Source organism: Pseudarthrobacter sp. NPDC092424, from assembly GCF_044754925.1.
GTDB lineage: Bacteria > Actinomycetota > Actinomycetes > Actinomycetales > Micrococcaceae > Arthrobacter.
The window spans coordinates 133,943-158,390 of record NZ_JBIVQC010000008.1 but is presented as its reverse complement, the minus strand read 5'-3'; the positions used below and the strand labels follow the sequence as shown (position 1 = coordinate 158,390).

The following is a 24,448-nucleotide window of genomic DNA, read 5'->3' as shown; positions in this document are numbered from 1 at the left end:
GCTCGGCTTCCGCAACCTCGCGAACTACACAGCCAGGAGCCTGCTCGAGGCCGGAGGTTTCAGACCCTCGCTACACCCTTGATTCCGAAGAGCCGCTAAAGGCAAGCACCAAACGGACAAGAGCGGCAACTAGCCGACAATGCGTGGCCACGCTCATATACGACATCAAAAAGTGCGACTTCCAGTCAATCCAAATGTAAGAGTAAGGCAAAATCGATCAAACCCTCGATCGTCAAGATTGCACTTTTGACCTTTTCTCAAATTACGCCTTACATGAGACCATTCGATATTCCTCGGGGGTTTGATCGCCAGAGACAGGTTTTGAGCGCAGGACCTCGCGCCCACCCCCGTCGTAGTACACGGACACACAGCGCAACGTTCGAGCCCCCACACGTAACCTGTTTAGATGCCTCGTTTTGCCCTCGATATCGAATCCGTGCCCCGCCCTGCCCGTGCGCAGGAACTCCTGGACGCCGTGAACCACAGCGTGGTTATTGCCGACGGCGCCATGGGCACCATGCTGCAGGGCCGGGACCTCACCCTCGAAACAGACTTCCAGGGACTGGAGGGCTGCAACGAGATCCTCAACGACACCCGCCCGGACGTCATCGCGGACATCCACGATGCCTACTTCGCCACCGGCATCGACGCCGTGGAAACCAACACCTTCGGCGCGAACTGGTCCAACCTCTCCGACTACGGCATCGACGACCGCATCGCCGAGCTCGCCCTCAAGGGCGCCAAGATCGCCCGCGAACGCGCCGAAGCCGCTGAAGCAACAGACGGCCGCATGCGCTGGGTCCTCGGCTCCATGGGACCGGGCACCAAGCTCCCCAGCCTCGGCCACACCAGCTACGACTACCTCAAGCAGACCTTCGCACTGCAGGCCGAGGGCCTCATCGACGGCGGCGCGGACGCCTTCCTCATCGAAACCAGCCAGGACCTCCTGCAGACCAAGGCCGCAGTCAACGGCTGCAAGCAGGCCATCGTCTCCAAGCGAATCCGCCTCCCCATCTTCGTCGAAGTAACGGTCGAGACCACCGGCACCATGCTCATGGGCTCCGAGATCGGCGCCGCGCTCACCGCGCTGGAGCCGCTCGGCGTCGACGCCATCGGCCTGAACTGTGCCACCGGCCCGGACGAGATGAGCGAGCACCTCCGCCACCTGTCCAAGCAGTCCTCCGTCGCCATCGCCTGCATGCCCAACGCCGGCCTGCCCGTCCTCGGCGCCAACGGCGCGCACTACCCGCTCTCACCCACCGAACTCGCCACTGCGCACGAGCAGTTCGTCCGCGAATTCGGCCTCGGCTTGGTGGGCGGCTGCTGCGGTACGACGCCGGAGCACCTGGCCGCCGTCGTCGAACGCCTTGCACCCTTCCGCACCCGCAAAACCGCGGACGACGGCGGGACCTCCAACGGCGGCAAGCCCGCCCCTGCCCGTGTCCCCACCGAGCGCGAAGCCGGCATCGCCTCCCTCTACCAGCACGTGAACTTCGACCAGGAGTCCGCCTACCTGGCCATCGGTGAACGCACCAACGCCAACGGCTCCAAGGCGTTCCGCCAGGCCATGCTCGAAGAACGCTGGGACGACTGCGTGGACATCGCCCGCGAGCAGATCCGCGTCGGCGCGCACCTGCTGGACGTCTGTGTGGACTACGTGGGCCGCGACGGCGTCGCGGACGTCAAGGAGATCGTCTCGCGTTTCGCGTCGGCCTCCACCCTCCCGCTCGTCATCGACTCCACCGAACCTCCCGTCCTGCAGGCCGGCCTGGAACTCATCGGCGGCCGCCCGGTGGTCAACTCCGTCAACTACGAGGACGGCGACGGACCCAACAGCCGCTTTGCCCGCATCATGCCGCTGGTCAAGGAACACGGCACCGCCGTCATCGCCCTGACCATCGACGAACAGGGCCAGGCCCGCACCACCGAGGGCAAGGTGGCCATCGCCTCCCGCCTCGTCGACGCCCTGGTGGGCGAATGGGGCATGCGCGTCGAGGACATCATCGTGGACGCCCTGACCTTCCCCGTCGCCACCGGCCAGGAAGAAACCCGCCGGGACGGCATCGAAACCATCGAGGCCATCCGCCAGATCACCGCCAAGTACCCCGGCATCAACACCACCCTCGGCGTCTCCAACGTCTCCTTCGGCCTGAACCCGGCCGCGCGTATCGTCCTGAACTCCGTCTTCCTCCACGAGGCCACCGAAGCGGGCCTGACCAGCGGCATCATCGACGCCGCCAAGATCGTTCCGCTCGCGTCGATCCCGGAGGACCAGCGCAAGGTGGCCCTGGACCTGGTCTGGGACCGCCGCGAATACGACGCCGACGGCAACACCACCTACGATCCCCTCGCCATCATGCTCGACATGTTCGCCGGCGTCGACACCGCTGCCCTCAAGGACCAGCGCGCCGCCGAACTCGCGGCGCTGCCCACGGGCGCCCGCCTGGAACGGCGCATCATCGACGGCGAAGGCAAGGGCCTCGAGGAGGACCTGGACCTGGCCCGCAGCGAGGGGCTGACACCGCTCGGCATCATCAACGACCACCTGCTCGAGGGCATGAAAGTGGTGGGGGAACGCTTCGGCGCCGGCGAAATGCAGCTGCCGTTCGTGCTGCAGTCCGCCGAAGTGATGAAGAACGCCGTCGCCCTGCTCGAGCCGCACATGGAGAAGTCCGACTCCTCCGGCAAGGGCACCATGGTGATCGCCACCGTGCGCGGCGACGTGCACGATATCGGCAAGAACCTTGTGGACATCATCCTCACCAACAACGGCTACAAAGTAGTCAACATCGGCATCAAGCAGGGCATCGCCGAGATCATCGCCGCGGCCGAGGAACACAACGCGGACGTGATCGGCATGTCCGGGCTGCTGGTGAAGTCCACCGTGGTGATGAAGGAAAACCTCGCCGAGCTGCAGTCCCGCGGCATGGCCAAGAAGTGGCCGGTGATCCTGGGCGGCGCCGCCCTGACCCGCGCCTACGTGGAGCAGGACCTGGCGGAGCAGTTTGACGGCGTGGTCCGGTACGCCAAGGACGCCTTCGAGGGCCTGGCCCTTATGGAACCGCTGGTGCGCGTGGCCCGTGGCGAATCCCCGGACGACGTCGGCCTGCCGCCGCTGAAGAAGCGCATCCACAAGGGCGGCGCGAAGTTCACGGTGACCGAGGCGGAGGCAATGCCCGGCCGGTCCGACGTCGCCGCCGACAACCCGGTGCCCGCGCCGCCATTCTGGGGCACCCGCATTGTGCGCGGCGTCGCGCTCCACGACTTCGCCGCGTTCCTTGACGAGCGCGCCACCTTCATGGGCCAGTGGGGCCTCAAGCCCGGCCGCGGCGAGGACGGTGCCTCCTACGAGGAACTGGTGGAACGCGAGGGCCGGCCGCGCCTGCGCTACTGGCTGGACCGCATCCTCGCCGAGGGCATGCTCGACGCCTCCGTCGCCTACGGCTACTTCCCCGTCGTTTCCGAAGGGGAACAGGTGGTGGTCCTGCACCACGGCGAGGACCGCGACGGCGTCCTGGGCACCGCGGGCCTGCTCGCCCCAGACGGCGGTTCCGGCAGCCCGATCGGCACCGACCGGCTGCGCTTCGACTTCCCGCGCCAGCGCCGCGACCGGCACCTGTGCCTCGCCGACTTCGTGAAGTCCCGCGAGTCCGGCCAGATCGACGTGCTGCCCGTGCAGCTGGTCACCGCGGGCTCGAAGATCGACGAGTTCACGTCCAAGATGTTCGCGGCCAACCAGTACCGCGACTACTACGAGCTCAACGGCCTGGTCATGCAGCTCACCGAGGCGCTGGCCGAGTTCTGGCACGCCCGCATCCGCAAGGAACTGGGCTTCGCCGCCGAGGAACCCAAGGACACGGCAGGGTATTTCAAGCTCGACTACCGCGGTGCACGATTCTCCCTGGGCTATCCCGCGTGCCCGGACATGGAGGACCGCCGCAAGGTGACGGAGCTGCTGAAGCCGGAGCGGATGGGCGTGATCCTCAGCGATGAGCTGATGCTGCACCCCGAGCAGTCCACCGACGCGTTCGTGTTCCACCACCCGGAGGCGAAGTACTTCAAGGTGTGAGTGCAATGCCGCTGTGAAAGGCTGCAGTGATGGACAATTCACCTCGGGAACATGACCTCGTTCTCTTCGGAGCGACGGGTTTCGTTGGCAGACTGACCGCCGCCTATCTCGCCGAGCACGCACCGGCCGGGCTGCGGGTCGGACTCGCGGGCCGGTCCAGGTCCAGACTCGAGGCGGTTCGGTCGCAGTTGCCGGCCGCGGCGCACGGGTGGGCCCTCATCGAAGCCGACTCGGAGGACGCGGACTCAATCGCCGCCCTGGGCGCGAACACCCGCGTGCTCTTCACCACCGTCGGCCCGTACGCGAAACACGGTCTGCCCGTCGTCGAGGCCTGCGCACGGGCCGGTACCCACTACGCCGACCTCGCCGGCGAGGTGTCCTTTATCCGGGAGGCGATCGACCGCTACGACGTTCTGGCCAAGACGAGCGGGGCCAGGATCGTGCACTCCTGCGGCTACGACTCCGTCCCGTCCGACCTCGCCGTACTGCTGCTTCACCAGGCGGCGGAGGCCGATGGCGCTGGAGGCTTAGCCGAGGTCCAACTCGTTGCTAAGGCCAAAGGCGGCCTGAGCGGAGGCACGCTCGAATCGATGCGCGGGCAGCTCGACGCGATGCGATCGAGCACTGCCCTGAGGTCATTAGCCGCAGACCCCTACGCCCTGAGCCCCGACCGCACCCGGGAGCCGACGACACCACAGCCTCCTGACGCCGGTCCGGTGCGCCGTTCCGCTGACGGCACCTGGACCGCGCCTTTCGTCATGGCCCCGTTCAACACCCGGATAGTGCGCCGCAGCAACGCATTGCAGGGCTGGGCCTATGGCCGTTCCCTTCAGTACGGCGCGGTGATGGGGACGGCCCCCGGACCGGCAGGAGCGGTCATCGCCGGGGCGATGGCACTCGGGCTCCGGGCATTCACGGGCGCGATGGCGTTCCCGCCCACCCGGCGGGTGCTCGACCGCTGTCTTCCGGCACCGGGTACGGGTCCGAGCATCAGCACGCAGCGCGCGGGCTGGTTCCACTCCCAAGTGACCGCCTGCACCGGGAACGGCCAGCGTTACCAGGCGATTGCCGCCGGCCCCGGTGATCCCGGCTATGCCGCCACCGCCGTAATGGCAGGGGAGACTGCACTCGCTCTTGCCCTCGACGGTGACCGGCTGCCGACCGCCAAAGGGTCGCTGACACCGGCCACTGCCCTGGGCAATGTGCTCATAGAGCGACTCCGTGCGGCCGGGCACACCTACCAAGTAACCAAACTCGCGTGAACGACAATGGCGTCCGTCACGAGCGGGAGTCAAGGTAGTGCAGAATCGCCTGGGCCGTCTCCTCCGGGGCGCCGACGTGGGGGCAGTGCCCGGTCGCCCGGAGCTGCACCAGCGTGCTCTGTTCCAGATTTTTGTGCAGGTAGGCGCCCACTTCCGGCGGGGCAAGCCGATCGTCGGAGCACTGCAGAATCAGGCAGCTGGTGCGCAATTTTTTCAGTTCAGGGCGGGTGTCGGAGAAAAAGGTTACGCCGGCGAAGTGCCGCGCGATGGTTGGATTTGTCCGGCAGAAGCTGGCACGCAGGTCCTCCGCTAATTCAGGCTCCTGCGGGTTGCCCATGACCATGGGGGCCAAGGCCGCGGCCCAGGCAAAGTAGTCGCTGTCCAGGGATGCCAGCAGGCCCTCGATGTCTTCCCGCGAAAAGCCGCCCACGTAGCCGTCGTATGGGTCATCCGTATGGCGGGGCGAAGGAGCGAGCAGGATCAGGCTGGAGAAACGGTTGGGATCCTGCACTGCGGCGATCACGCCGATCATCGTGCTGACGCTGTGGCCCACCAGGATGACGTCCTCAAGTTCAAGGGCGTCGCAGACCTCCAGCAGGTCCGCAGCGTAACCATTCAGGGACCCGTACTTCTCCCAGTCATAGGCGCTGATGTCGGAGTGTCCTGCACCAACATGGTCAAAAAGCACCAGCCGGTAAGTATCAGCGAAATAGGGCAGCAGCTTCCGCCACATAGCCTGATCGCAGCCAAAACCGTGGGCAAACATCATCACGGGCCCGTCATCCCGGCCCGAGATGGTGACATTGTTCCGGCCGATTACGGCGGCAGCTGCTTCGATCACGTTCTCACTGACCCTCCGTAGGGTGGCGTCCTGTCCCAGACTATCCACAGGAAATAGCGAATCCTAGGATCCCTCGCACTATGACCTTCAAGGCGAGATCAATTCAGCCAGCACATGCGACGGGGCTTACGCGACTCCCCGGCAGGACCATGATGTCGGCTGTCCGGTGTCCTCAGACCCCGAGGTGAAGCCGGTCCCGGGCCTGGGCGGAGGAATCCCGCGCAACGTGCCCGCCCGCACCTGACACCGGCTTCACCCGGCGGAACGCGGCCAGCACCGCCCGTCCCACCAGGATGATCCCGACGATCGTGGTCACCGCACGCACCGTATCCCAGCCCGCCGTCGACGTCACCAGCGAGTACAGCAGGAAGCTGGCCAGGTTGGTCTCCAGCGGCGCGCCAGGCACATAAGAAATGCCCGTGCCGGCTCCCACCGCGAACGGCCAGAACCAGAGGTTGGTCAGCAGCCCAAAGAGGTAAGACGCCACAGCACCGTAGCCGCACAGCATCCACAGCTCCGCCCGCCCGCGCACCCGCCGGGGGAGCAGGCCCGCGCCCGCGCCCACCCACGCACACGCAAAGATCTGGAACGGGGTCCACGGCCCGATCCCGCCCCACAGCGCGCTCGACACGGCGATCGTGGCCGCGCCGAGCAGCATGCCGAAGCGGGGACCGAACGCCCGGCCCGCCAGGATCAGCAGGATGAATACCGCCTCCACACCCCCGACGCCGGTGCTCGCCACCCGCACGGCAGTCCCCACCGCAGCCAGCACACCGAGCAGCGCCACCGTATGTGCCGAGCGAACCGAACCGTCGAGGGACACCACGACGGCGACGACGGCAAGCGGCGCGATGGCCAGCGCCGCGTAAGGAACCGCTGCTGCCGCATCCTGTGGCAGGGCCGTTGCGAGCAGGGGCCAGCAGAAGGCGCCGAGGGCAACGAGGTTCGCCGCCGCGAGAATGATGAGTTCGGCGCCGCGCGGCATCCGGATCCGGCGCGGGTTAGCGGGCGGCGGGGTGTCTGACGGCTGGGGGTCGAACCGGGGCAGGGCGATGGCCTGTGCCGCGGGTTGTTGCGCCGCGGCTGCAGTACCGTCACCTTTTTCCTGCGGGGCTGCGGGTGCGACGCCGTCGCGCATCAGGAGGATCCGCGCGCCGAGGCTGTGCGCGAAATCGTGGTCGTGGGTGGCGATCAGGACCGCGGCCCCGGCGTCCGCGGCATTCCGCAATGCCGCCGCGACTGCCGTGCGCGCCGCGGGATCGAGCCCCCGGGTGGGCTCGTCGATCAGCAGCACCGGCGGGCTGTCCATGGTCTGCAGCGCGATCGCAAGGATTCTCCGCTCTCCTGCAGAGAGGTCCCGGGGATGCTCGTGCCCGATGGGGATCGTGACGTCGCCGCGCAGCCGCGCGAGGTGTGACGCCGCAAGGCCGGCCGCGGCCCGTCCGCCGTTCTTTCGGCGCGCAAGGCGCCGCTCAACCGCGCGCAGCTCTCCGGCGACCGTTTCCCTGGTGAAGAGGTCGTCGGAGGCGTCCGGCACCAGGGCGACCCGGCCGCCGTCGGACGATATGTTCCCGCTGATACCGCTGCCCGCCTTGCCGTCCTGGAGCGCGAGCGCCACCAGCAGCGACGACTTGCCGGCGCCGTTCGGGCCCACCAGGGCGGCGATTTCGCCGCGGTGCAGCGTCAGGGACGCATCGCGCACGAGCGGCTCGCCCTTGCGGTGCACTGCGAGGTTCGCGGCAACCAGCACGGGGGAATCAGCTGGCTGTGCCGGCGGCGGGACAGCGGCCCGGAGCGACGGCGCCGCCAGCACAGGCGCGACACTTGGCACCAGCGCGCCGCCGTCGACGGCCCACCAGGAGTCCGCGACGGGCACGAGCGGCTCCGCGCGGTGCTCCGCCACGATCACGCAGACACCCGCGTCACGCGCCAGGGAGTGCAGCACGGCGGTGACGCGGGCGCGGGCGGCGGTATCGAGATCGGCGAGCGGCTCATCCACCAGGAGCAGGGCAGGGTGTTCGACGACGGCGGCGGCGATGGCCACGAGCGTCGCCTCACCCGCGGAAAGGGTGCCCAGGTTCCGGTCCAGCAGGGCGGAGACCCCCATGCTTTCCGCGACCTCCAGGACGCGGGCATTGGCATCGGCGGCCGCAACTCCGCGCAGCTCAAGGGCGAGGGAGATCTCGTCGCGCACCCGGGTGCTGGCGAAGGCGGCGCGGGGATTTTGCAGCACGACGCCGATCACGCCCGCGGTGTCGCGGGGCGGGGTATCAGCGCGGTCCAGTCCGCCGACGCGCACCGTGCCAGAGACCTGACCGCCGTCTACGTGCGGGAGGAGCCCGGCGATACCCCGGAGGAGGGTGGACTTGCCCGAGCCGGTAGGCCCGGTGATGACGGTGACGGACCCGCCCGCGGGCTGGAAGGCGGCGACCTGTATTTGTGCGTCGCCGATGCGGAACCGGGCGTCGCGCACCAGAAGCGGGCCGCCGCCGTCGTCCACGGGCCGGGGCGCTGAGGGAGTGTGCGCTGATGGCCGGTGCGCTGCCCGGCTGCCGAAGCCGCGCAGCTCCAGGGCGGCGGCAACGCGGCTGGCGTGCTCGAGTGTGCGCTCGAGCACGGGCACCAGCGCGCGCGGCCCGAAGCGTTCGCCCCGCAGCCGGAAGGCCAGGCGCACGGAGGTCACGGCGTCGGCCAGGGCCGGAAGCGCCGCCCACGCCACCACCAGCATCCGGCCCATGCCCTGCAGGGGGCCGCCGCGGGCCAGGAAGAGGAAGCCGCGGGAGATGTCCACGAACGCATTGACGACGCCGAAAGCGAAGATGATCCCGGCGATCGGCACGGCGGACAAGGCCGCGTCCCACAGGCCCTGACCCGTCACCGGGCCGAAAAGGACCACGTGGGCGTAAGGGGCGGGCAGCCGAACCGGCGGCAGGTCGAGCAGCAGCGGGGCGCCGGCCCCCGCCCCGTTGAACAGGACGCGGTAGATTACCCGGGCCGCGACGAAGACGACGGCGAGGGCCGCCGCCGCGCGTAACGGCGCGGGTCGGAAGGTCATGCCTTGGGCGCGGCCGGCTCGCCGTCGACCGTGAAGAGCAGCCCCAGGCTCTGCCCCGGGCTGACCTTCAGGGTGGCGAGTCCCTCCTGGGCGTAGGCCCATTCGGCGTCGGGGGTCGCCTTGACCCAGAGGGCCCAGTAGGCGAAGGCGGCCGGCATCTTCTGGCACTCTTCGCGGTACGTGCCGCCCTTGTGCTTGATGTCGAAGTCGGCGGCAGGCACGCCGTTCACGCGGCATACCAGTTCGTTGGGGTACGCCTCGGTGCCCACCGTCTTAACGTTGGCTTCCTCGAGGACCTTGGCGGCCGCCGTCGGGCCTTCCACGGCGATGCAGGCGGAGGTATCCGCGGCCTCCTGCTCCAGCGAGCCGGAATCGACGATGACCTGCACGCCCTCGCACGGCCCCGAAGCGGTGGCGGATTCTGCGGCGGCGGGTGCGGACGACGGCGATTGGCTGGTTGCCGGGGCGGAGCAGGCAGCGAGGGACAACAGGAGGCCGGCGGCGGCGAGGGAGCTCACGGCGGCGGTACGGATCTTAGTCAAAGTCACCTGTCAAGGGTAGGACTTTGCCGGTGCTCAGCGGGATGGCGTGGCGTTGTGTGACGTCGCCTCCCGCCGGGGGCGGTTCGCCGGTACCTAGAGCCAATAGAGGGGATAGCTGGCTCCGCGGAGGCGCGCGCTGAGAATGCCGAATCCGACGAGCACGCATGCGGCGACGCTGGTGCAGACCACAAACGAGACCTGTCCTGTTGTCAGCATGGTGCCTATTACTGCCGTGGCGGCTGCGGGTGAGTGCGGCATCTTCAGCCACATTGTCACGCCGACGGCCAAGCCACCTGCAATCGCGGCAGCCCAGATGGAGTGGCTGGCCAGTCCCGTCCCGACACCGATCAGGGCGGAAACTACCTGGCCCCCGATGACGCTCCTGGGCTGGGCGAGGGGCAATTGGGGTGCCGCGGCCACGAGCGCCATCGAGGCAGCCATCGGTGGGATTAGCAGGAGGTGGCCCGACACATTACCGAGCAACACGAGGCAGGCCAGCGCGACGAGGCTGGTAACGGTTGCTGCAACTACGTTCGCCGCAGGAGGCCGGTCAGGAGCCTGTGACGACCACCGTGATGGGTGCTTTGTAGGACCAGTGGCCGGCCGGGCAGGAAGGGTAACGGACATAGGTTTTCCTCCGGAATCCGGCAACGGATGGGCTAGCGTGCCCTGAACAGGCAAGGACGGATCACCAGCCGCGGCGCTGAACCTGGTGCGGCTGGTGCTCCTGCCTTGCTTCGCCCTTGTTGGGCTATTCGACGCCGGGCTGGATACCTTCCGGGGCCCAGGGGTAGCCGGTCGCGAGGGGCGCGCCGTCGTCATGCCTTGCCAGCCACTCGACCGCAGCAGCGTGGTAGCGGTGGAAGCCCTTGTAATCGACGAGTTCGGAGTCCAGGGAGGCCAGGGCACGGTGCATGCGTTTTGCCCAATCCGGAGCGTGCTGCACAAGTTCAGCGAGGCTGACCAGATAAGTGCGGACGGGGAAGACTATGGCGTTTGAACGGGGAAGCCGGTGCAGGGGCTGCAGTTCGATGCGCAGGTACACCTTTTCGCCCGCGTTGTCAGCGGTGACAGTGGCGCGGTCCGGCGCCCATTCCGGAAGCGTTTCTACTGAGGTTTCAAGGCGCGGATGAACCGTGAGGGACCAATTGACGCGCCTTACAGGATGGCCTGGTTTCATTCGGAGCAGGAACTTAAGGGCCCTGTCCAGGATGCCCGTCTCATGAAGCTTCGGAACGGGTCCGTGGAATTCGAAGAAGCTCATGCCGAGGTTGAACTGCAGTGAGTAGTCGGCCCGCTGGGTAGTCATGCCCGCGCCGATGACGAGGGTGTTGTCCCGCTCTTCGAGCACCACGAACTCTCCCTGCGCCTGCCGCGTGGCGTACTCCATCGGCTCCATCGGCAAGGTGGCGGGATCGCCGAAAGTGAACGAATCATCGATGCCAAGGAGCCGGTTCTGCCACCGCCATTCATTCCCGTTCTTGGTGAGTGTGAAGTGTTCGGGGAAATCCCTGGCGTACGACTCGAAGATCAGCTCAAGCAGGTCCCATTGTGCTTCCAGCATGTGGGGCAGCGCCAGGTAATGGACGCCTGGCATGTCCTTCAGCATTTGGGCGCGGTGGGCGCATTCGGAAACGTAGTGTTCATCGATATCGAATGCGGCCCTCAGCGCTCCGTCGCCTGCCGGTACGTGCGGTTCCAGGTTCATGGAGTACATGTAGTTGTCATCCGGGAACGGGAAGGGGAGGCGGCGGACGGCCTCGCGGGAGTTATGAAACCGGTACTCCCCGTCCGGCGTGTACGTCTCATCCGTTTTGAATTGAGCTGACTCGGAAATTGCGGTCATGGTGGTCCTAAGCGTTGATGATGAGTTTTGAACAGGTAGCGCGGGAAACGCACGGCATGATGAGCTTGTTTGTGGCGCGTTCCGATTCGGACAGCCAGTCGTCCCGGTGGTCGATGGTGCCTTCCAGTTCCAGAACCTCGGTTTCACACTCGCCGCATGCGCCTCCACGGCACAGATAGGGCAGCTTATGGCCGGCTTCTTCTGCCGCTTCCAGGAGCGACTGCTCGGGGGACACCTTGATCACGGCCCCCGAACGGGCCAGGGTGACGGTGAACGGATCACCGGTTGAGCCGAGGTCCTCGAACCTTTCGAAGTGGATGTTCGAGTCGGTCCACCCGAGGACATGGGCCGCCTCGATGACGTCGTCGACCATGCCTGCTGGCCCGCAAACATACGCATGCGTACCAAGGGGGCGTCCCGCCAGTATGTCCATGGCGTTCAGCCGGGACCGGCCGTCATCGCCGTAGAGGGCAACCCTCTGGCCGTACCGTTCCTTTAGCTCATGTCCCAGGGCCGCATGTTCCGGCCCCCGGACCGCCAGATGGAGTTCGAACTCGCCTCCCTTAAGGCTTAGTTCATCAAGCTGCGCATAGATTGGGGTTATGCCTACGCCGCCGGCGATAAAGAGGTGGTGCCTGGCGTGCTTGGAGACCGGGAAAAGGTTCGCCGGAATGGAAGCAAGCAACACGTCCCCCTCACGGACGTTCCTGTGCATGGACAGGGAGCCGCGTTTACCCTCGTCGACCCTGCGGACAGCTATCTGGTACTCGCTGGTGTCATACGGCGAACTCATCAGCGAATATGCGTTCCGTTTGGTCTCCCCATCGGTTGGGATGAGGATCGTGATGTGGCTGCCGCCGGAGAAGGGCGGCAGCCAGGACCCGTCGGCAGCGCAGAAGGTGTACCTGTTGATTTCCGGCGTGAGCTCCTCAATACGCTTGACCTTGAGTTGCAGGGCTCCGTGGTGTGCGCCGCTCATGTGTCCAGCTCCTCATCATCCGGCAGTTCGCCGGGGACTTCGCCGTCGGCTTTGACTCCCTGGAACGCGGCGAGACGCCCCGAGTAGTGGTCGCGGACGACCAGGCTGCGTTCACAGCCTGGACATCTGAAGACCCTGCGGGTGACATTCTCCGAGTAATGCCCACAGTGCGCGCACCACACGCGCCTGACAAAGGAACCCGCGTGCTCGCGCAGCACTTCGTCCCGGTTCATGCCGTAAGCGGTGGCAACCTGCATTGAGGTCCCGATGAACCCCTCCGAACCCGAAACATACAGGCGGGTGCCCATCTGTGCTGTCGCGAGCTTGCCATCGAGTGCGCGGACGGCATCGGCGTTGCTCGAATACACGATGAGATCGCATACCTTGAACTGTTGGATATCGGCCAGATAGTTCTGCCCTGTGAATGATTCCGTGGAGTACAGGACAGTCGTGGTGGCCAGCTGACCTGGAGTCATGGCTTCCAGAAGGCGAATCAAGGGCTTGCCGCCACTGCCCTGGGCGGCAGCGATGTGGTGGAGTCCGCTTGCCATTGGCGCCAGCTCGTCATACACGGGCCGGCTCTTTATTCCGGTGATTAACATGGGTCTGCTACCTGTCGCACTAAAAAGGCCGTCGGGTGGCGGACGCCAGTGCGGGCGTGGATTCGGTGCCAGGAACGGCGTCTGCAGCCGGAGCGTCACCCTTGAGGTGCGGCTTCTTCCAGGCCATGTAGGCAAGGCCGATGGCGACGACGGTGACGGCGGAAATCAGGACGACATAGTTGGCGAACCAGCCGTCCTCCGGTGTCCTCGGCCAAGCCATGTTGACCATTCCAAGCACGCCCCAGATGAGCGCGGCGATGTTGACCGGGATGCCCCAGGCGCCAAGCTGGAAGGCCCCGTTCGGCTTCCATCCGAGGAGACGCGCCCTGAGCGAGGCAAGGACCACCATCTGAAAGCCCATGTACATGCCCATGGCAGCAAAGGAGATGATGACCGTCAGGGCATCGCTGGAAACCTTCGATCCGATGACGATCAGTGCCGGGACCAGGCCCGCCAGAAGCAAGGCATACGGCGGTACGCGGCGGGACTCGCTGAAGGTGCTCAGAAGCGTGCTGGCCGGAAGAATTCCGTCCCGGGCCATTGAATAGGCAAGCCGGGAGGTGGCTGCCTGCAGGCTCAGCACGCATGAAAGGAACGAGACAAGGACGACGGCGAGTACTGCCTTGAAGCCAACCGGGCCGAAGGCTGAGACCAGGATGTTTCCGACGGGGTCGGCGTCCGCGCCGGATATTACGGCGGTGAAGTCGGGAACAGCCAGGATCAGGGACAGGCACACGAACATGGCCGCGAACCCGCCAATGTAGATGGTCATCCGCATCGCCTTGGGGATGGTCCGGCCAGGGTTGGGGACTTCTTCGGCGACGTCGCCGCAGGCTTCAAATCCGTAGTACTGGAAGATGCCAATCAGGCCGGCAGCAGCAAAGGCCACGAAATAGTTACTGCCTTCCCCGGCACCGAACGCGTTAAAGAGGACGCTGAGATCATGCTGTCGGGCTGTAACGAGCAGCCAAGTACCGACGACCAGGGCACCGCCGAGTTCCGCCAGGAGACCGATCATTGCCACGGCGTTCAGCACCTTGGTACCGCCGAGATTAAGGATGGTGGCCAGGGCGATGACTACGAGGCCGGAAATGACAGTGGCGTCGACGGTGCTTTCCACGCCGATGAGAGTGCTCAGGAAAGGTCCGGCGCCATAGGCGACGCTCGCGATGGTGGTGAGTAGCGCCACGAGGTAAACCCAGCCGCTCATCCAGCCCCATTTGCGGCCCCACAGCCTGCGTGACCAAGGATAGACGCCGCCGGCCACCGGGTATGCTGCGACCACTTCGCCGAATACGGTCGCAACGAGAAGCTGCCCGACCCCCACAATCACCAAAGACCAGAACATCGGCGGCCCCGCGACGCTGAGGGACAGTGCGAAGAGTGAATAGATAGCCACGACCGGCGACAGGTACGTGAAGCCCAGGGACACGTTTCCCCAGAACGTCATCTCCCGCTTGAACTGCCGGTCGTACGAGTAGCCAAGGCTGGCCAAGTGCCTGGCGTCTTCGTCGACGCCAGCCTCCCCGGCAGATTCGGGCACCTCTACACGCATTTAGACTCCTTCGGTTCGGTCGCGCACCTACCTGTGAGCGAGACCACGTGCTAAAAACCCTAGTTTCATATCTTTAGAAGCGCAATAGCCGGATGCTTATCCGCTTGTTTTAGGGGGTTCAACGTACTGAGGCTCCGACTAATGTCATGGTTTCCGTGGTTTTTATTGAGCTGCAGTAGACTGCACACAGAGCAAATCCGCTGGGAAGGCCAGGTCCCTGGCGGTGCTGCCGAGGTCCCTATTCCGATGGAGTCGTGTTGGCATCTACAACCGCATTTCAAGCTCAGGTGTACCGGTCGCTGCCGGAAACGGAGCGGTCGGAAGCCATCGTCAACCGGATCTCCAAAGCGATCTCACTGGGACTCCTCAAAGTTGGTGAACGGCTGCCCCCTGAGATGGCACTGTCAGAAATGTTCGGCGTCGCGCCCTCCACCCTCCGGGAAGCGCTGTCCGATCTTCGCAATCAAGGGATCGTGGCCACTCGCAGAGGGCGCAGCGGAGGAACCTTCATCGTCAAGCAGCCGTTCACATCGGCTGATGTCATCAGGAGCTGGTTCCGGGACACATCCATCGCCGAGATCCGGGACGTTGGCGACGAACATGCTGCGATTGCCGCAGCGACCGTAAGACTTGCGTGCGAGCGGGCAGAACCCCACGAGGCGAACCGGCTCCTGGATCTTGCACGGGCCGTTGTTATGACGGACAAGCCGGAGTTGCGCGCCCGTGCGGACAGCAGATTCCATATTGAACTGGCAGTGTTGGCTCAGTCGCCCAGGCTCATGAACGCTGAGATTCGGCTACAGGCCGAAACGGTGCAGGCGCTTTGGTCGGCCGTGTCCATGGTCCGCGACCCGGAGCAAGTGGCGGCTGAGCATCTCGCACTGGCCCGCGCCATCGCGAGCGATGCGCCTGAGAACGCTCAACAATTGGTGTTGGCGCATATCCGACATGACGTCCACCATCTGGTGGATGCGAAGTTGTCGCTGGGATACCCGAGGCAGGAGCGCGCATGACAACTTACACCGGTGCGGTTGAAGCCGCCAAGGAAATTGCAGCATGGATGAACACCCTCAGCCTTGATGTTCACAACTGCGCGGTGCAGGTGTCGTCGATTTGGCACGATCGGCGGATGCCTCTCGAAATCGCTCCCAGGGACGTAGCGCACTTGGAAAAAATAGCGACGGAATTCCTGGAAGGTCACAGTTTCGTCGTTGGCGCAGGGGTTATCTTCTCGGCCGACGCGATTGAAAACCGCGACGGCTTCCTTGAGTGGTGGACCAGGAAGGAGCAGGGCATTGAGAAGTTGGAATTTGATCTCACGCCTGGGGGTGAACGCTTCTACGACTATCAGAACATGCCCTTTTTCACGTCGGCCAGCCGGACAGGGGAGCATTCACTCTGGGGTCCTTACGTCGACTACCTAGGCTTGGACGAGTACATCCTGACGCACACCGCACCTGTACACGTGGGCGGGCGCTTTGTTGGGGTGGCTGGCTGCGACATACGGATTCGCCAGCTTGAAGCCATCTTCATGCCTGTCTTGCGGGCCATTCCGGGAGATGCTGCATTGCTAAACGAAAGCCGCCGCGTCATCGTGGGAAATTCCGGCGCCTATTTGGTCGGTGAGAGAATCCGCAGTATCCCCGGCAACAAACAGTTGCTCCCAATTGAAGCACCGCATCTCGGGCTCTCGCTGCTGGGTTCCCGCTAGGCGAGCGGGAGCACGAGACGAACGAGCGCCAGCGGCACAAAGACCCAATCGGAGGAGACCGATGAGCAACTGGCGAATTGCCGAGGCAATCAAGTCGGCCAGGGAATATCTGGGCGCCCATACCGATGAGGCCCGCTACCGCGACTCCGTCGCCTCCGCCGTTGTGGTGGAGGGCCTCCGGGTACGCGTTACTGGCATGGATGGCTTCTCCCTGGAGACAGATATGGTCGCCGGCGTGGGCGGAACCGGTTCGGCACCTTCGCCCGGATGGCTCTTCCGTGCTGCCTATGCCTCCTGCGCCGCCACCCTTATGGCCATGCGCGCTGCTGAGCAGGGCGTGGAACTGCCCGGACTCCAGGTCGACGTGGACAGTGAGTCCGACGACCGGGGCATTCTCGGCGTCTCCGAAGGCGTCAGCGCCGGCCCGGCCAGTATCCGAGTGGCAGTCCGGGTGGGACCTGCCGCCGATGAGGCTGCCGTCCGGGAGGTTGTCGAGTGGGGCCTGAAGCATTGCCCCGTCGATGATGCTGTCCGCCGGGCAGTCCCCGTGGAGTTGGACCTCCGGATCGGTTAGGCAAGGTCTGGGCCGAAGCTGCGGGTGCCGGCGCAAGTGTCGGCTGGGCGTGAGCCTCGGACAGTCATCTCCGGCCGTTCCGATCGCCCCGCCTGAGGGAGAACGAGTCGTTCAGCCCTGACGGGGTTTGCCGCCATTAAATGTCAGACCCCCCTGCGATGCTGTGGTTATGAGATCCGGCGCGGTTGTTGAGGCAGGAAGCAGGGCCGCGATGGCAGCTGCCGTTGCCTCCGTTGGCCGCCTGGTCGATGAGCTTGCCGGTGTTGTTTCGCCGGTGGTTTGCCTTGATGGACCTGACGTCATGCCGGATGCAGATCCGTTGCATGACTTTTCGGAGGCATGCCTGGAGGGATTGGCAGTGCTGGCGCGGATCGAGGCGGTGACGGCCGCGGCGAAGGTCCGACTGGTGGCTGCCTACGCGGATGCGGCAGCTGCGCTGGCCGGACCGCCGTCCACAGCCTATGAGGCGTCGGCGCAGGAGATGAGCCTGGTGGCTGAAACCGCGTGCGTGCTGACGATCGGCGAACGCGCAGCAGCGGCTCTGCTCGGCGAAGCCCATGCGCTGACAACGTCGTTGCCCGATACTCTTGACGCGCTGCAAAACGGCGCGATTGGCTGGCAGCACGCCCGGATCATGGTAGACGAAACCACCGGGCTCACCCCATCAGCGGTTGCTGCCCTGCAGGCCCACTTCTTCGATCCGGAGGAGCCTAACGCGACCCGGGGCGGCGCTCCCGGAGATCTGGTGCCGGCCCGGTTCCGGCGGAAGGTCCGGGCGTGGCGCGAACGCCACCACCCCGAGTCCCTGGAGTTGCGCCGCGCGAAGGGCTCGCTGGACCGGCGGATGGAGTATGCTCCGGACCGGGACGGCATGGCCTGGCTCTCGTTGTACCTGCCGGGTGATACCGCTTGTGCCATCTGGAACAGGACAACTGCTCTGTCCCGTGGTCTCCAGGGCCCTGACCAACCCCGCAACCTCGCGCAGCTGCGTGCCGACATCGCGGCTGGACTGCTGTTGGGCAGTGCAAGCGAGAACCCGGGAGACGTGCCCGCTCCCAAGGCTGACGTGCTGGTCACCGTTCCGGTCTTCTCACTCCTTGGCCTGACCGATGAGCCCGCCGAGGTCGACGGACTTGGCCCGGTCCCGCCGTCGATCGCTCGCAGGCTGGTTGCCGACGGCTCCACCTCGTTCTATCGGGTCCTGGTGGACCCCCACGACGGGGCACCGCTCGAAATCGGGCGAACCAGCTACCGGCTCCCGGAAACACTCAAACGGTGGCTGAAGCTGCGGGATGGCAGATGCACATTCCCGGGCTGCAGCAACCAGACCCTCGACAATGAGGCGGACCACCTCACCGCTTGGCAGCACGGCGGGACCACCGGAATCGGCAACCTGGGACAGGCCTGCCCGAAGCACCACCGGCTGAAACACCAGAGACCCTGGAGACCAACGCAGGCAACGAAGGATGAACCGCCGGGCTGGATTTCACCCACCGGACGGCACTATCCGGCCGAGCATCCGGACCGGGAGCCTCCACTCCTGCCGCCGGGGTGCCTGCCCGTTCCCGTAAGTCCACTGGAACAAGTCATCCTGACGCGCCTCGCTGCGTGAGACTGCGTGAGATTGCTTGGCTGCCTGGCGCCTGACGTGCAGGCTAGAACTTGGTGGTGCCGCGCAATTTGCGCGGGCGGCCGTCCGGATCCACGAAGAAGCGGTTTGCCGGACCCGCCCACAAGCGTTGAAGGCGCGTTACGGGTTCTGTGGTGTGGCGGCGCGCATGGCCCTTGGGTCGGGGCGACCGGCTGCCGGTATCGGTATCGTGCCATTCGTCCAGGGCATCGGCGGCGGCATTCCACAGGGCGAGACCGTCCGACGGATTCTCGAACCGGGGGTCATCTTCGTCAAGGCCCAGGTGTTCGGCCCAGAGCTGGCGCCGGACAGCGTGGGCCAGGGACCCGTCGGCAGGGGAACGGGAACTATTGGAGCCGGAGCCGCCGCCCGGAGTGGCTTCGGCGCTGGTGTCGATGACGGCGCACGTCAGCTCGCTGTCCGTGGTCCAGGACCGGCGATTGAAGTTGTCCGACCCGCACGTGAACCACGTGTCGTCGATGATGCAGATCTTGGCGTGGATATAGATCGGCGTTCCTGCCTTGTTTTCGAGGTTGAACACGCCGAACCGGTCGGGCGCGGCGCGACGAATCGTCTCGATGGCATGCAGTTGCCCCAGCCGCTTGGGCGGCCCTCCGAGCGGACCGTCGGAGTCCGGGTAGCGGGGCACCACAGCGATGACGTTCAACCCGGGGTTCTGTTCGAGGGCCCCTGCGATTCCAGCAGCAACCTCGGTGGACCACAGGTACTGGTCCTCGATGTAGATCAGCGAACGGGCCAGGGAGAAGGCTTTCGTGTAGGCCTGGGCCACGCTGCGCTCGCCGCCCGGGGCAAACGGGAACGGGGGGTGTTTCACGCCGTACGTGCGCAACAGTTGCACGGCGTGGGGCCCGGCGGGTGGCGGCGGCGGTGCGGTGTCCGGAAGAGGCTGGGGGTGCCGGGGCATGTCGGCCAGGCGCTGCAACAGCATCCGGTACGGGGTGCGCCGGTCCAGGGGATGGGGGTCGTTCCATCGTTCGGCGAACAGTTCCAGCACATCTGCCACAACCGGGCCTCGAAGTTCGACGGCGGCGTCGTGCCAGGGCGGTCGCTTCCCGTACCGCCGGTCCATGTCCACCGCCTGCGGATCGCCCATGTGATCGGCGTCGTCCCGGCGGCTGTGGGAAAGGTCGATGCCGCCCACGAACGCGACGTCCCGGGAAGCGTCATTCTGCCTGCGGATGACGAACAGTTTCTGGTGGTGGCAACCGAAGACGCGCACGCGCTGGTCCAGCAACACCTCCCCGCCGGCGTCGTTTATCTGGCGGCTGAGGAGCTCATTGGAGCGGTTGCTCATGGGGGCAGACACGCGCTCGCCGTGGGATCGCCAGATCAGGCCGCGGATTTCCACGCCCGTCCGGGCCAATCGCGCCAGCAGTTCCCCGATCGCCGGACCGTCGGGCGTCAGCCGCTCGTCGCCGTCGCCACGCCAGTCGGTGAACCAAACGCGATCACCCGCTTGAAGAGCCGAGAGCTCCTCGTGGAGGCGCGCGAAATAGGCGGCGCCGTGGATCAGGGGCCGCACCAGGTTGCCCTCCGACCACGCCGGCGTTTCGGCAGGGCCGGCGTGTACGCCCGTGGCCGAATGTTCCCGCTCAGCGCCACTTAAGAACCAGTAACCGGCTGTACTGTCCACTTTGCCGTTCCCTTCGGGACCCGAGACCGGTGGGTGTCCGGCCTACTCAGTAGCCTACGACTGCGGCGGCCAATGTCACCCGGAAACCGACCCGACCTTTCCGGGCTGCAGGAATGGCAAGATTCAGGAATACAAGCTTCGTGAAAAATTCACAGCCACCGCTTCCCACGGAGGAATCCCATGACATCCATTCCGGACCACTCGGACGTGCTCAACCTGGACGGGCTGCTAAGCGAGGAGGAACTGCAGCTGCGCGCCAAGGTCCGCGGATTCGTGGACGCACGGATCCGGCCGAACATCAGGAAATGGTACGAGGACGCGCACTTTCCGGTGGAGATCGCCCGCGAAATGGGTGCCCTCGGCCTGCTTGGCATGCACCTCAAGGGCTACGGCTGCCCGGGCCGCTCCGCCGTCGAATACGGTATCGCCGCCATGGAGCTAGAGGCCGGGGATTCGGGGCTGCGCACCTTCGTCTCCGTCCAGGGCTCGCTCGCGATGAGTGCCATCCACAAGTGGGGATCGGAAGAGCAGAAGAACGCCTATCTGCCGGGCATGGCCCAGGGCGAGATCATCGGCTGCTTCGGGCTGACGGAGCCAACCGCTGGGTCGGACCCTTCCGCGATGCAGACCACCGCCGTCAGGGACGGCGGCGGGTGGGTCCTGAACGGGGTCAAACGGTGGATCGGCCTGGCCTCCATCGCGCACGTTGCCGTCATCTGGGCCGCCGCCGAAGACGGCGTCCGGGGCTTCCTGGTGCCCACGGACACGGCAGGCTTCACGGCCACCCCCATCGAGCCCAAGCTGTCCATGCGGGCCTCCATCCAGTGCGACATCAGCCTGGAAGACGTCCGGCTGCCCGCTTCGGCCGTGCTGCCTGGCGCTAAGGGCCTCAGGGGACCGTTCTCCTGCCTGAATGAGGCACGCTACGGGATCATCTGGGGTGCCATGGGTGCCGCCCGGGACAGCTATGAGGAAGCGCTCAGGTACTCGTTGGGGCGGATGCAGTTTGATAAGCCGCTCGCCGCGTATCAGCTGACCCAGGAAAAGCTTGTCAACATGCTCCTGGAGATCCAAAAAGGCACACTGCTTGCCATTCACACCGGCAGGCTGAAGGACGCCGGCACGCTGGAACCGGTCCAGATCTCGGTGGGCAAGCTGAACAACTGCCGCGAAGCCATCGCCATCTGCAGGGAGGCACGGACCATCCTGGGCGGCAACGGCATCACGCTGGACCACTCCCCGCTGCGGCACGCGAACAACCTCGAATCGGTGCGGACCTACGAGGGTACCGACGAAGTCCACACGCTGATCCTGGGCAACCACATCACAGGCCAGTCGGCCTTCCGGTAAGGGCGACGTGGGACCTGGCCGTTCCTGGAGCGGGCAGCGGCTTTGGGAACAATGCTGATCATCATTGTTCGGAAACGTCACCGATTAACCACAGCCTGTCCTTGGCGCAGTCGCGTTCGGCCCAGTTGTCCGGGACTTTGCCAGCACCGCCCCCGCCGATATTCAGGGGAGCGCCCGAACGTGCCACAACGTTCTGCTCGGCGTCGAGCACTTCGAAAGACTTTGCATTCCCTTTAACCGTGTACCCGAGGGGCCACACGAGACTCACCGCGTCTCCCGCCGTCGCCGCGTGGACGCAGCCGCTTTCGTCAGCCGCCAGCGTTCCCCGGAGCAGCGCTTCCATCCCGCTTTTTTCGGGTCTATCCGATGTAAGGAGCCGGAGAGGGGTAGGTTCGGCGGCACAGCCCGCTGCCCCGAGAAAAGCCACAGTGAATCCGAGAATTACCAATCTTGACAATCTGGAAGACATGCCCCGCACTATACTCTCGCCGCAACGCTAAACGCAGGGGCGTTTCATCGCTTCCGAGCTCGGCGTGGTAGCTGTCGGGCCGTCATTAAGCATGCTGAAAACTCTGGAGCGCCTGTGGAATTCCTGGTAATTGTCTTCGCAGCGATTTTCTTATATTGCCTCCGAGAGGGAAATAGACCATGACCCAAATCCTCTGGCGCAGATACACGGAATGGCCGCTCCTCGCCGTCGCGGTTATCTTCGTGGCCGCCTATTCTGTCCAGGTCATCGCGGACCTGCCCTCCCGGGAAGATCAGGTACTTGAAATAATCGTGTGGGCGGCGTGGGCCATCTTCGGGGTCGACTATGTGGCCAACCTGATCCTCGCCAAGAACCGTTCACGATGGTTTGTCCGCAATCTTCACGAGCTCGTGATCCTTGTGTTGCCGTTTCTCCGCCCCTTGCGCCTGCTCCGCCTGGTCACCCTGCTGCAGGTGTTCCACCGTGCGGCGGGACGGTCCCTTCGTGGCCGGGCACTGACGTACGTCCTCGGCGCGGCAGTCCTCCTAACCTATGTTGGCGCCGTCGCCATCCTGGACGCAGAGAAGGGTGCCGAAGGCTCTAACATCAATAACTTTGGTGATGCCCTCTGGTGGGCTGTCGTCACCATAAGCACTGTTGGATATGGCGACCATTTCCCCGTGACGCCGCTCGGGAGGGCGGTAGCCATGGCTCTTCTTCTAGGAGGCATAGCGGTCCTGGGGGTGATCACGGCGTCCATGGCTTCCTGGCTGGTGGAGGCTGTGTCCACGGAGGTCAGCGGAGAAACTGAGAAATCGGAGGAGTCCCTCCGCAGGGAGGTCGCCAACCTGGCTGAGCAGGTTGAAAGGCTTACCACCAGACTCGAACCCAACCGCTGAGTTAACCTGCAGTCAACTCACAGGACCTCCACCGTTCTCCCGCACCCGGCAGGCTTGTCACGTTTGCCCGGCACCACCCCCACGCCGGGCAGAGAAACCTGATCCTAGGAGAACCCCGTGTTTGTAAAAAGCGCCCTTGCGGCCGTTGCCGTCCTGGCCGCCCTGACCGGAACGGCAGTGGCACCCGCCAACGCTGAGGCTCCCACGCCTGCCCCCGTCCTCGGCCAGCCGCTGGCTGCCGCCCACGCCCACAACGACTACGAGCACGAGCGCCCGCTCTTCGACGCGCTGGAGCACGGCTTCACCAGCGTAGAGGCGGACGTGTGGCTGGTCGACGGTGAGCTGCTCGTCGCCCACGATTTCGAGGACGTCAAGCCCGGGGTGACCCTGGAGAGCCTGTACCTCGATCCGCTCGAGAACCTGGTCCGGCAGGGCGGCCACAGCGTGTACCCCAAGTGGGACGGCAACCTGCAGCTGATGATCGACATCAAGAGCGAGGGCGAAGCCACCTACGCCGCCATTGAGAAGGAACTGGCCGAGCACCCGTCCATCATGACCCGCTACGTCAACGGAACCGTCAAGCCCGGTCCGGTCACCGCCATCATCAGCGGTAACCGTCCGCTGGCCACCATGCAGGCCCAGGACAAGCGGTTCGGCTTCTTCGACGGACGCGCCAGCGACCTCACCTCCGGGATGCCCGCCAGCCTGATGCCGATCGTGAGCAACAACTGGACCAAGCTCTTCACCTGGCAGGGCGTCGGCCCCATGCCTGAGCTGGAGCGGGCCAAGCTGCACGCCTACGTTGAGACCGCACACGCCAACGGCTACCGGGTACGCTTCTGGGCCACCCCGGACCAGGCAGGCGACGCCCGCGACGCCGTCTGGAACGAGCTCTACAACGCCGGTGTTGACCACATCAACACCGACGACCTCGCCGGACTTCAGGCCTTCCTCACCGCCCGCGCGGCATAACCGGAGCGCCAAAGCACCCAGGTAAAAGGAAGCGGTCGACGGCGGGAGGAACCCGCCGTCGACCGCTTTTCTTTTGTGCGTATTGACCGCCTGACTAACCGCCGCGACGATGAGATATGGCTGACTTCGATAGCGAGCTTCCCGTTGACAGTGCCTCTGCGGAGGCGGTTACCCACGTCGAGACTCCTGAAAGCATCGCGGACGAGATCAAGGATGAGATCCACCTTGGGCACGTGCAGGATGACGTAAGCCACGTTCTTGAGGAGCGCTTCGAAAAGGCAGGCATCGACATGCGCCCCGAGGACGTCGATGACCTTGCCGAGGAAATCGAGCGGGACGCGTCTACCTAGAGGGTGTGCGGGCCGGAAACGGCGGCTAACGACCTGGGCCAGTGCGCTGGCCGTGTTGGGCGCATGGCTCTCAGGAGCGATACCAGTG

At 65.4% G+C, this 24,448-nt stretch carries 20 protein-coding genes; 10 read left to right on the top strand and 10 right to left on the bottom strand.

The window, feature by feature from the left end:
- The first annotated feature begins 406 nt into the window (after positions 1 to 406).
- A complete protein-coding gene (gene metH / locus ACIQCN_RS12700; protein ID WP_400611242.1) occupies positions 407 to 4,069 on the top strand; it encodes a methionine synthase in 3,663 nt (1,220 codons plus the stop codon).
- Positions 4,070 to 4,098: 29 nt separating this feature from the next.
- Entirely contained in the window at positions 4,099 to 5,331 is a 1,233-nt protein-coding gene (locus ACIQCN_RS12695) for a saccharopine dehydrogenase family protein (protein ID WP_400611241.1), read from the top strand.
- Positions 5,332 to 5,347: 16 nt separating this feature from the next.
- On the opposite strand, the gene ACIQCN_RS12690 is transcribed toward ACIQCN_RS12695, so the two are convergent.
- From ACIQCN_RS12690 to ACIQCN_RS12655, 8 genes are all read right to left on the bottom strand, one after another.
- A complete protein-coding gene (locus ACIQCN_RS12690; RefSeq protein WP_400611249.1) occupies positions 5,348 to 6,172 on the bottom strand; it encodes an alpha/beta fold hydrolase in 825 nt (274 codons plus the stop codon).
- Positions 6,173 to 6,344: 172 nt separating this feature from the next.
- Positions 6,345 to 9,227, bottom strand: coding sequence for an ATP-binding cassette domain-containing protein (locus tag ACIQCN_RS12685; protein WP_400611240.1), 2,883 nt, complete (start codon positions 9,225 to 9,227; stop codon positions 6,345 to 6,347).
- Positions 9,224 to 9,775, bottom strand: a complete 552-nt coding sequence (locus tag ACIQCN_RS12680; protein WP_400611239.1) for a hypothetical protein — start codon at positions 9,773 to 9,775, stop codon at positions 9,224 to 9,226. Before ACIQCN_RS12680 ends, ACIQCN_RS12685 begins: the two co-directional genes overlap by 4 nt.
- 87 nt (positions 9,776 to 9,862) lie before the next feature.
- Positions 9,863 to 10,210 carry an HPP family protein gene (locus ACIQCN_RS12675; RefSeq protein WP_400605110.1) on the bottom strand — a complete coding sequence of 116 codons (348 nt, stop codon included), beginning with the start codon at positions 10,208 to 10,210 and terminating at the stop codon, positions 9,863 to 9,865.
- Between the two features lie 310 nt (positions 10,211 to 10,520).
- Positions 10,521 to 11,615, bottom strand: coding sequence for a heme-dependent oxidative N-demethylase family protein (locus ACIQCN_RS12670; RefSeq protein ID WP_400605108.1), 1,095 nt, complete (start codon positions 11,613 to 11,615; stop codon positions 10,521 to 10,523).
- 7 nt (positions 11,616 to 11,622) lie between these two features.
- On the bottom strand, positions 11,623 to 12,594 hold the full coding sequence (locus tag ACIQCN_RS12665) for a PDR/VanB family oxidoreductase (protein WP_400605106.1): 972 nt from the start codon (positions 12,592 to 12,594) through the stop codon (positions 11,623 to 11,625).
- Positions 12,591 to 13,196: a dimethylamine monooxygenase subunit DmmA family protein gene (locus tag ACIQCN_RS12660; protein ID WP_400605104.1), complete on the bottom strand. Its 606-nt coding sequence runs from the start codon at positions 13,194 to 13,196 to the stop codon at positions 12,591 to 12,593. Before ACIQCN_RS12660 ends, ACIQCN_RS12665 begins: the two co-directional genes overlap by 4 nt.
- Before the next feature lie 19 nt (positions 13,197 to 13,215).
- Entirely contained in the window at positions 13,216 to 14,751 is a 1,536-nt protein-coding gene (locus ACIQCN_RS12655) for an APC family permease (RefSeq protein ID WP_400605102.1), read from the bottom strand.
- 257 nt (positions 14,752 to 15,008) lie between these two features.
- Here ACIQCN_RS12655 and ACIQCN_RS12650 point away from each other — a divergent pair, with 257 nt between their 5' ends.
- The 4 genes from ACIQCN_RS12650 to ACIQCN_RS12635 all read left to right on the top strand — a co-directional run bounded on the left by ACIQCN_RS12650 (position 15,009) and on the right by ACIQCN_RS12635 (position 18,648).
- The gene (locus ACIQCN_RS12650; RefSeq protein ID WP_400605100.1) at positions 15,009 to 15,764 is read left to right on the top strand and encodes a FadR/GntR family transcriptional regulator; all 756 of its coding nucleotides are present in this window, start codon (positions 15,009 to 15,011) and stop codon (positions 15,762 to 15,764) included.
- Positions 15,761 to 16,462, top strand: coding sequence for a cache domain-containing protein (locus ACIQCN_RS12645; protein ID WP_400605098.1), 702 nt, complete (start codon positions 15,761 to 15,763; stop codon positions 16,460 to 16,462). The genes ACIQCN_RS12650 and ACIQCN_RS12645 overlap by 4 nt, the downstream gene beginning before the upstream one ends.
- Positions 16,463 to 16,523: 61 nt before the next feature.
- Positions 16,524 to 17,036: an OsmC family protein gene (locus ACIQCN_RS12640; RefSeq protein WP_400611238.1), complete on the top strand. Its 513-nt coding sequence runs from the start codon at positions 16,524 to 16,526 to the stop codon at positions 17,034 to 17,036.
- Positions 17,037 to 17,205: 169 nt separating this feature from the next.
- Entirely contained in the window at positions 17,206 to 18,648 is a 1,443-nt protein-coding gene (locus ACIQCN_RS12635; RefSeq protein ID WP_400611237.1) for a DUF222 domain-containing protein, read from the top strand.
- Between the two features lie 43 nt (positions 18,649 to 18,691).
- Here the strand turns inward: ACIQCN_RS12635 and ACIQCN_RS12630 are convergent, their stop codons facing one another.
- Positions 18,692 to 20,320: a phospholipase D family protein gene (locus tag ACIQCN_RS12630; RefSeq protein ID WP_400611236.1), complete on the bottom strand. Its 1,629-nt coding sequence runs from the start codon at positions 20,318 to 20,320 to the stop codon at positions 18,692 to 18,694.
- A gap of 180 nt (positions 20,321 to 20,500) precedes the next feature.
- On the opposite strand from ACIQCN_RS12630, the gene ACIQCN_RS12625 reads away from it, so the two are divergent.
- A complete protein-coding gene (locus ACIQCN_RS12625) occupies positions 20,501 to 21,670 on the top strand; it encodes an acyl-CoA dehydrogenase family protein (protein WP_400605090.1) in 1,170 nt (389 codons plus the stop codon).
- Positions 21,671 to 21,731: 61 nt separating this feature from the next.
- Here the strand turns inward: ACIQCN_RS12625 and ACIQCN_RS12620 are convergent, their stop codons facing one another.
- A complete protein-coding gene (locus ACIQCN_RS12620; protein WP_400611235.1) occupies positions 21,732 to 22,013 on the bottom strand; it encodes a hypothetical protein in 282 nt (93 codons plus the stop codon).
- Between the two features lie 305 nt (positions 22,014 to 22,318).
- Here ACIQCN_RS12620 and ACIQCN_RS12615 point away from each other — a divergent pair, with 305 nt between their 5' ends.
- From ACIQCN_RS12615 to ACIQCN_RS12605, 3 genes are all read left to right on the top strand, one after another.
- Positions 22,319 to 23,038: a potassium channel family protein gene (locus tag ACIQCN_RS12615; protein WP_400611234.1), complete on the top strand. Its 720-nt coding sequence runs from the start codon at positions 22,319 to 22,321 to the stop codon at positions 23,036 to 23,038.
- A gap of 117 nt (positions 23,039 to 23,155) precedes the next feature.
- A complete protein-coding gene (locus ACIQCN_RS12610) occupies positions 23,156 to 24,010 on the top strand; it encodes a phosphatidylinositol-specific phospholipase C/glycerophosphodiester phosphodiesterase family protein (RefSeq protein WP_400605085.1) in 855 nt (284 codons plus the stop codon).
- A 116-nt stretch (positions 24,011 to 24,126) separates the two neighbouring features.
- Positions 24,127 to 24,360 carry a hypothetical protein gene (locus tag ACIQCN_RS12605; RefSeq protein ID WP_400605083.1) on the top strand — a complete coding sequence of 78 codons (234 nt, stop codon included), beginning with the start codon at positions 24,127 to 24,129 and terminating at the stop codon, positions 24,358 to 24,360.
- Positions 24,361 to 24,448 lie beyond the last annotated feature (88 nt).

Excerpts from the sequence above, each read along its gene's own strand:
- ACIQCN_RS12620 (WP_400611235.1), bottom strand. The coding sequence starts at position 22,013 with ATGGAAGCGCTGCTCCGGGGAACGCTGGCGGCTGACGAAAGCGGCTGC.
- ACIQCN_RS12645 (WP_400605098.1), top strand. The coding sequence starts at position 15,761 with ATGACAACTTACACCGGTGCGGTTGAAGCCGCCAAGGAAATTGCAGCA.
- ACIQCN_RS12625 (WP_400605090.1), top strand. The coding sequence starts at position 20,501 with ATGACATCCATTCCGGACCACTCGGACGTGCTCAACCTGGACGGGCTG.
- ACIQCN_RS12640 (WP_400611238.1), top strand. The coding sequence starts at position 16,524 with ATGAGCAACTGGCGAATTGCCGAGGCAATCAAGTCGGCCAGGGAATAT.
- metH (WP_400611242.1), top strand. The coding sequence starts at position 407 with ATGCCTCGTTTTGCCCTCGATATCGAATCCGTGCCCCGCCCTGCCCGT.
- ACIQCN_RS12635 (WP_400611237.1), top strand. The coding sequence starts at position 17,206 with ATGAGATCCGGCGCGGTTGTTGAGGCAGGAAGCAGGGCCGCGATGGCA.
- ACIQCN_RS12665 (WP_400605106.1), bottom strand. The coding sequence starts at position 12,594 with ATGAGCGGCGCACACCACGGAGCCCTGCAACTCAAGGTCAAGCGTATT.
- ACIQCN_RS12670 (WP_400605108.1), bottom strand. The coding sequence starts at position 11,615 with ATGACCGCAATTTCCGAGTCAGCTCAATTCAAAACGGATGAGACGTAC.
- ACIQCN_RS12615 (WP_400611234.1), top strand. The coding sequence starts at position 22,319 with ATGACCCAAATCCTCTGGCGCAGATACACGGAATGGCCGCTCCTCGCC.
- ACIQCN_RS12695 (WP_400611241.1), top strand. The coding sequence starts at position 4,099 with ATGGACAATTCACCTCGGGAACATGACCTCGTTCTCTTCGGAGCGACG.
- ACIQCN_RS12655 (WP_400605102.1), bottom strand. The coding sequence starts at position 14,751 with ATGCGTGTAGAGGTGCCCGAATCTGCCGGGGAGGCTGGCGTCGACGAA.
- ACIQCN_RS12660 (WP_400605104.1), bottom strand. The coding sequence starts at position 13,196 with ATGTTAATCACCGGAATAAAGAGCCGGCCCGTGTATGACGAGCTGGCG.
- ACIQCN_RS12685 (WP_400611240.1), bottom strand. The coding sequence starts at position 9,227 with ATGACCTTCCGACCCGCGCCGTTACGCGCGGCGGCGGCCCTCGCCGTC.
- ACIQCN_RS12605 (WP_400605083.1), top strand. The coding sequence starts at position 24,127 with ATGGCTGACTTCGATAGCGAGCTTCCCGTTGACAGTGCCTCTGCGGAG.
- ACIQCN_RS12675 (WP_400605110.1), bottom strand. The coding sequence starts at position 10,210 with ATGGCTGCCTCGATGGCGCTCGTGGCCGCGGCACCCCAATTGCCCCTC.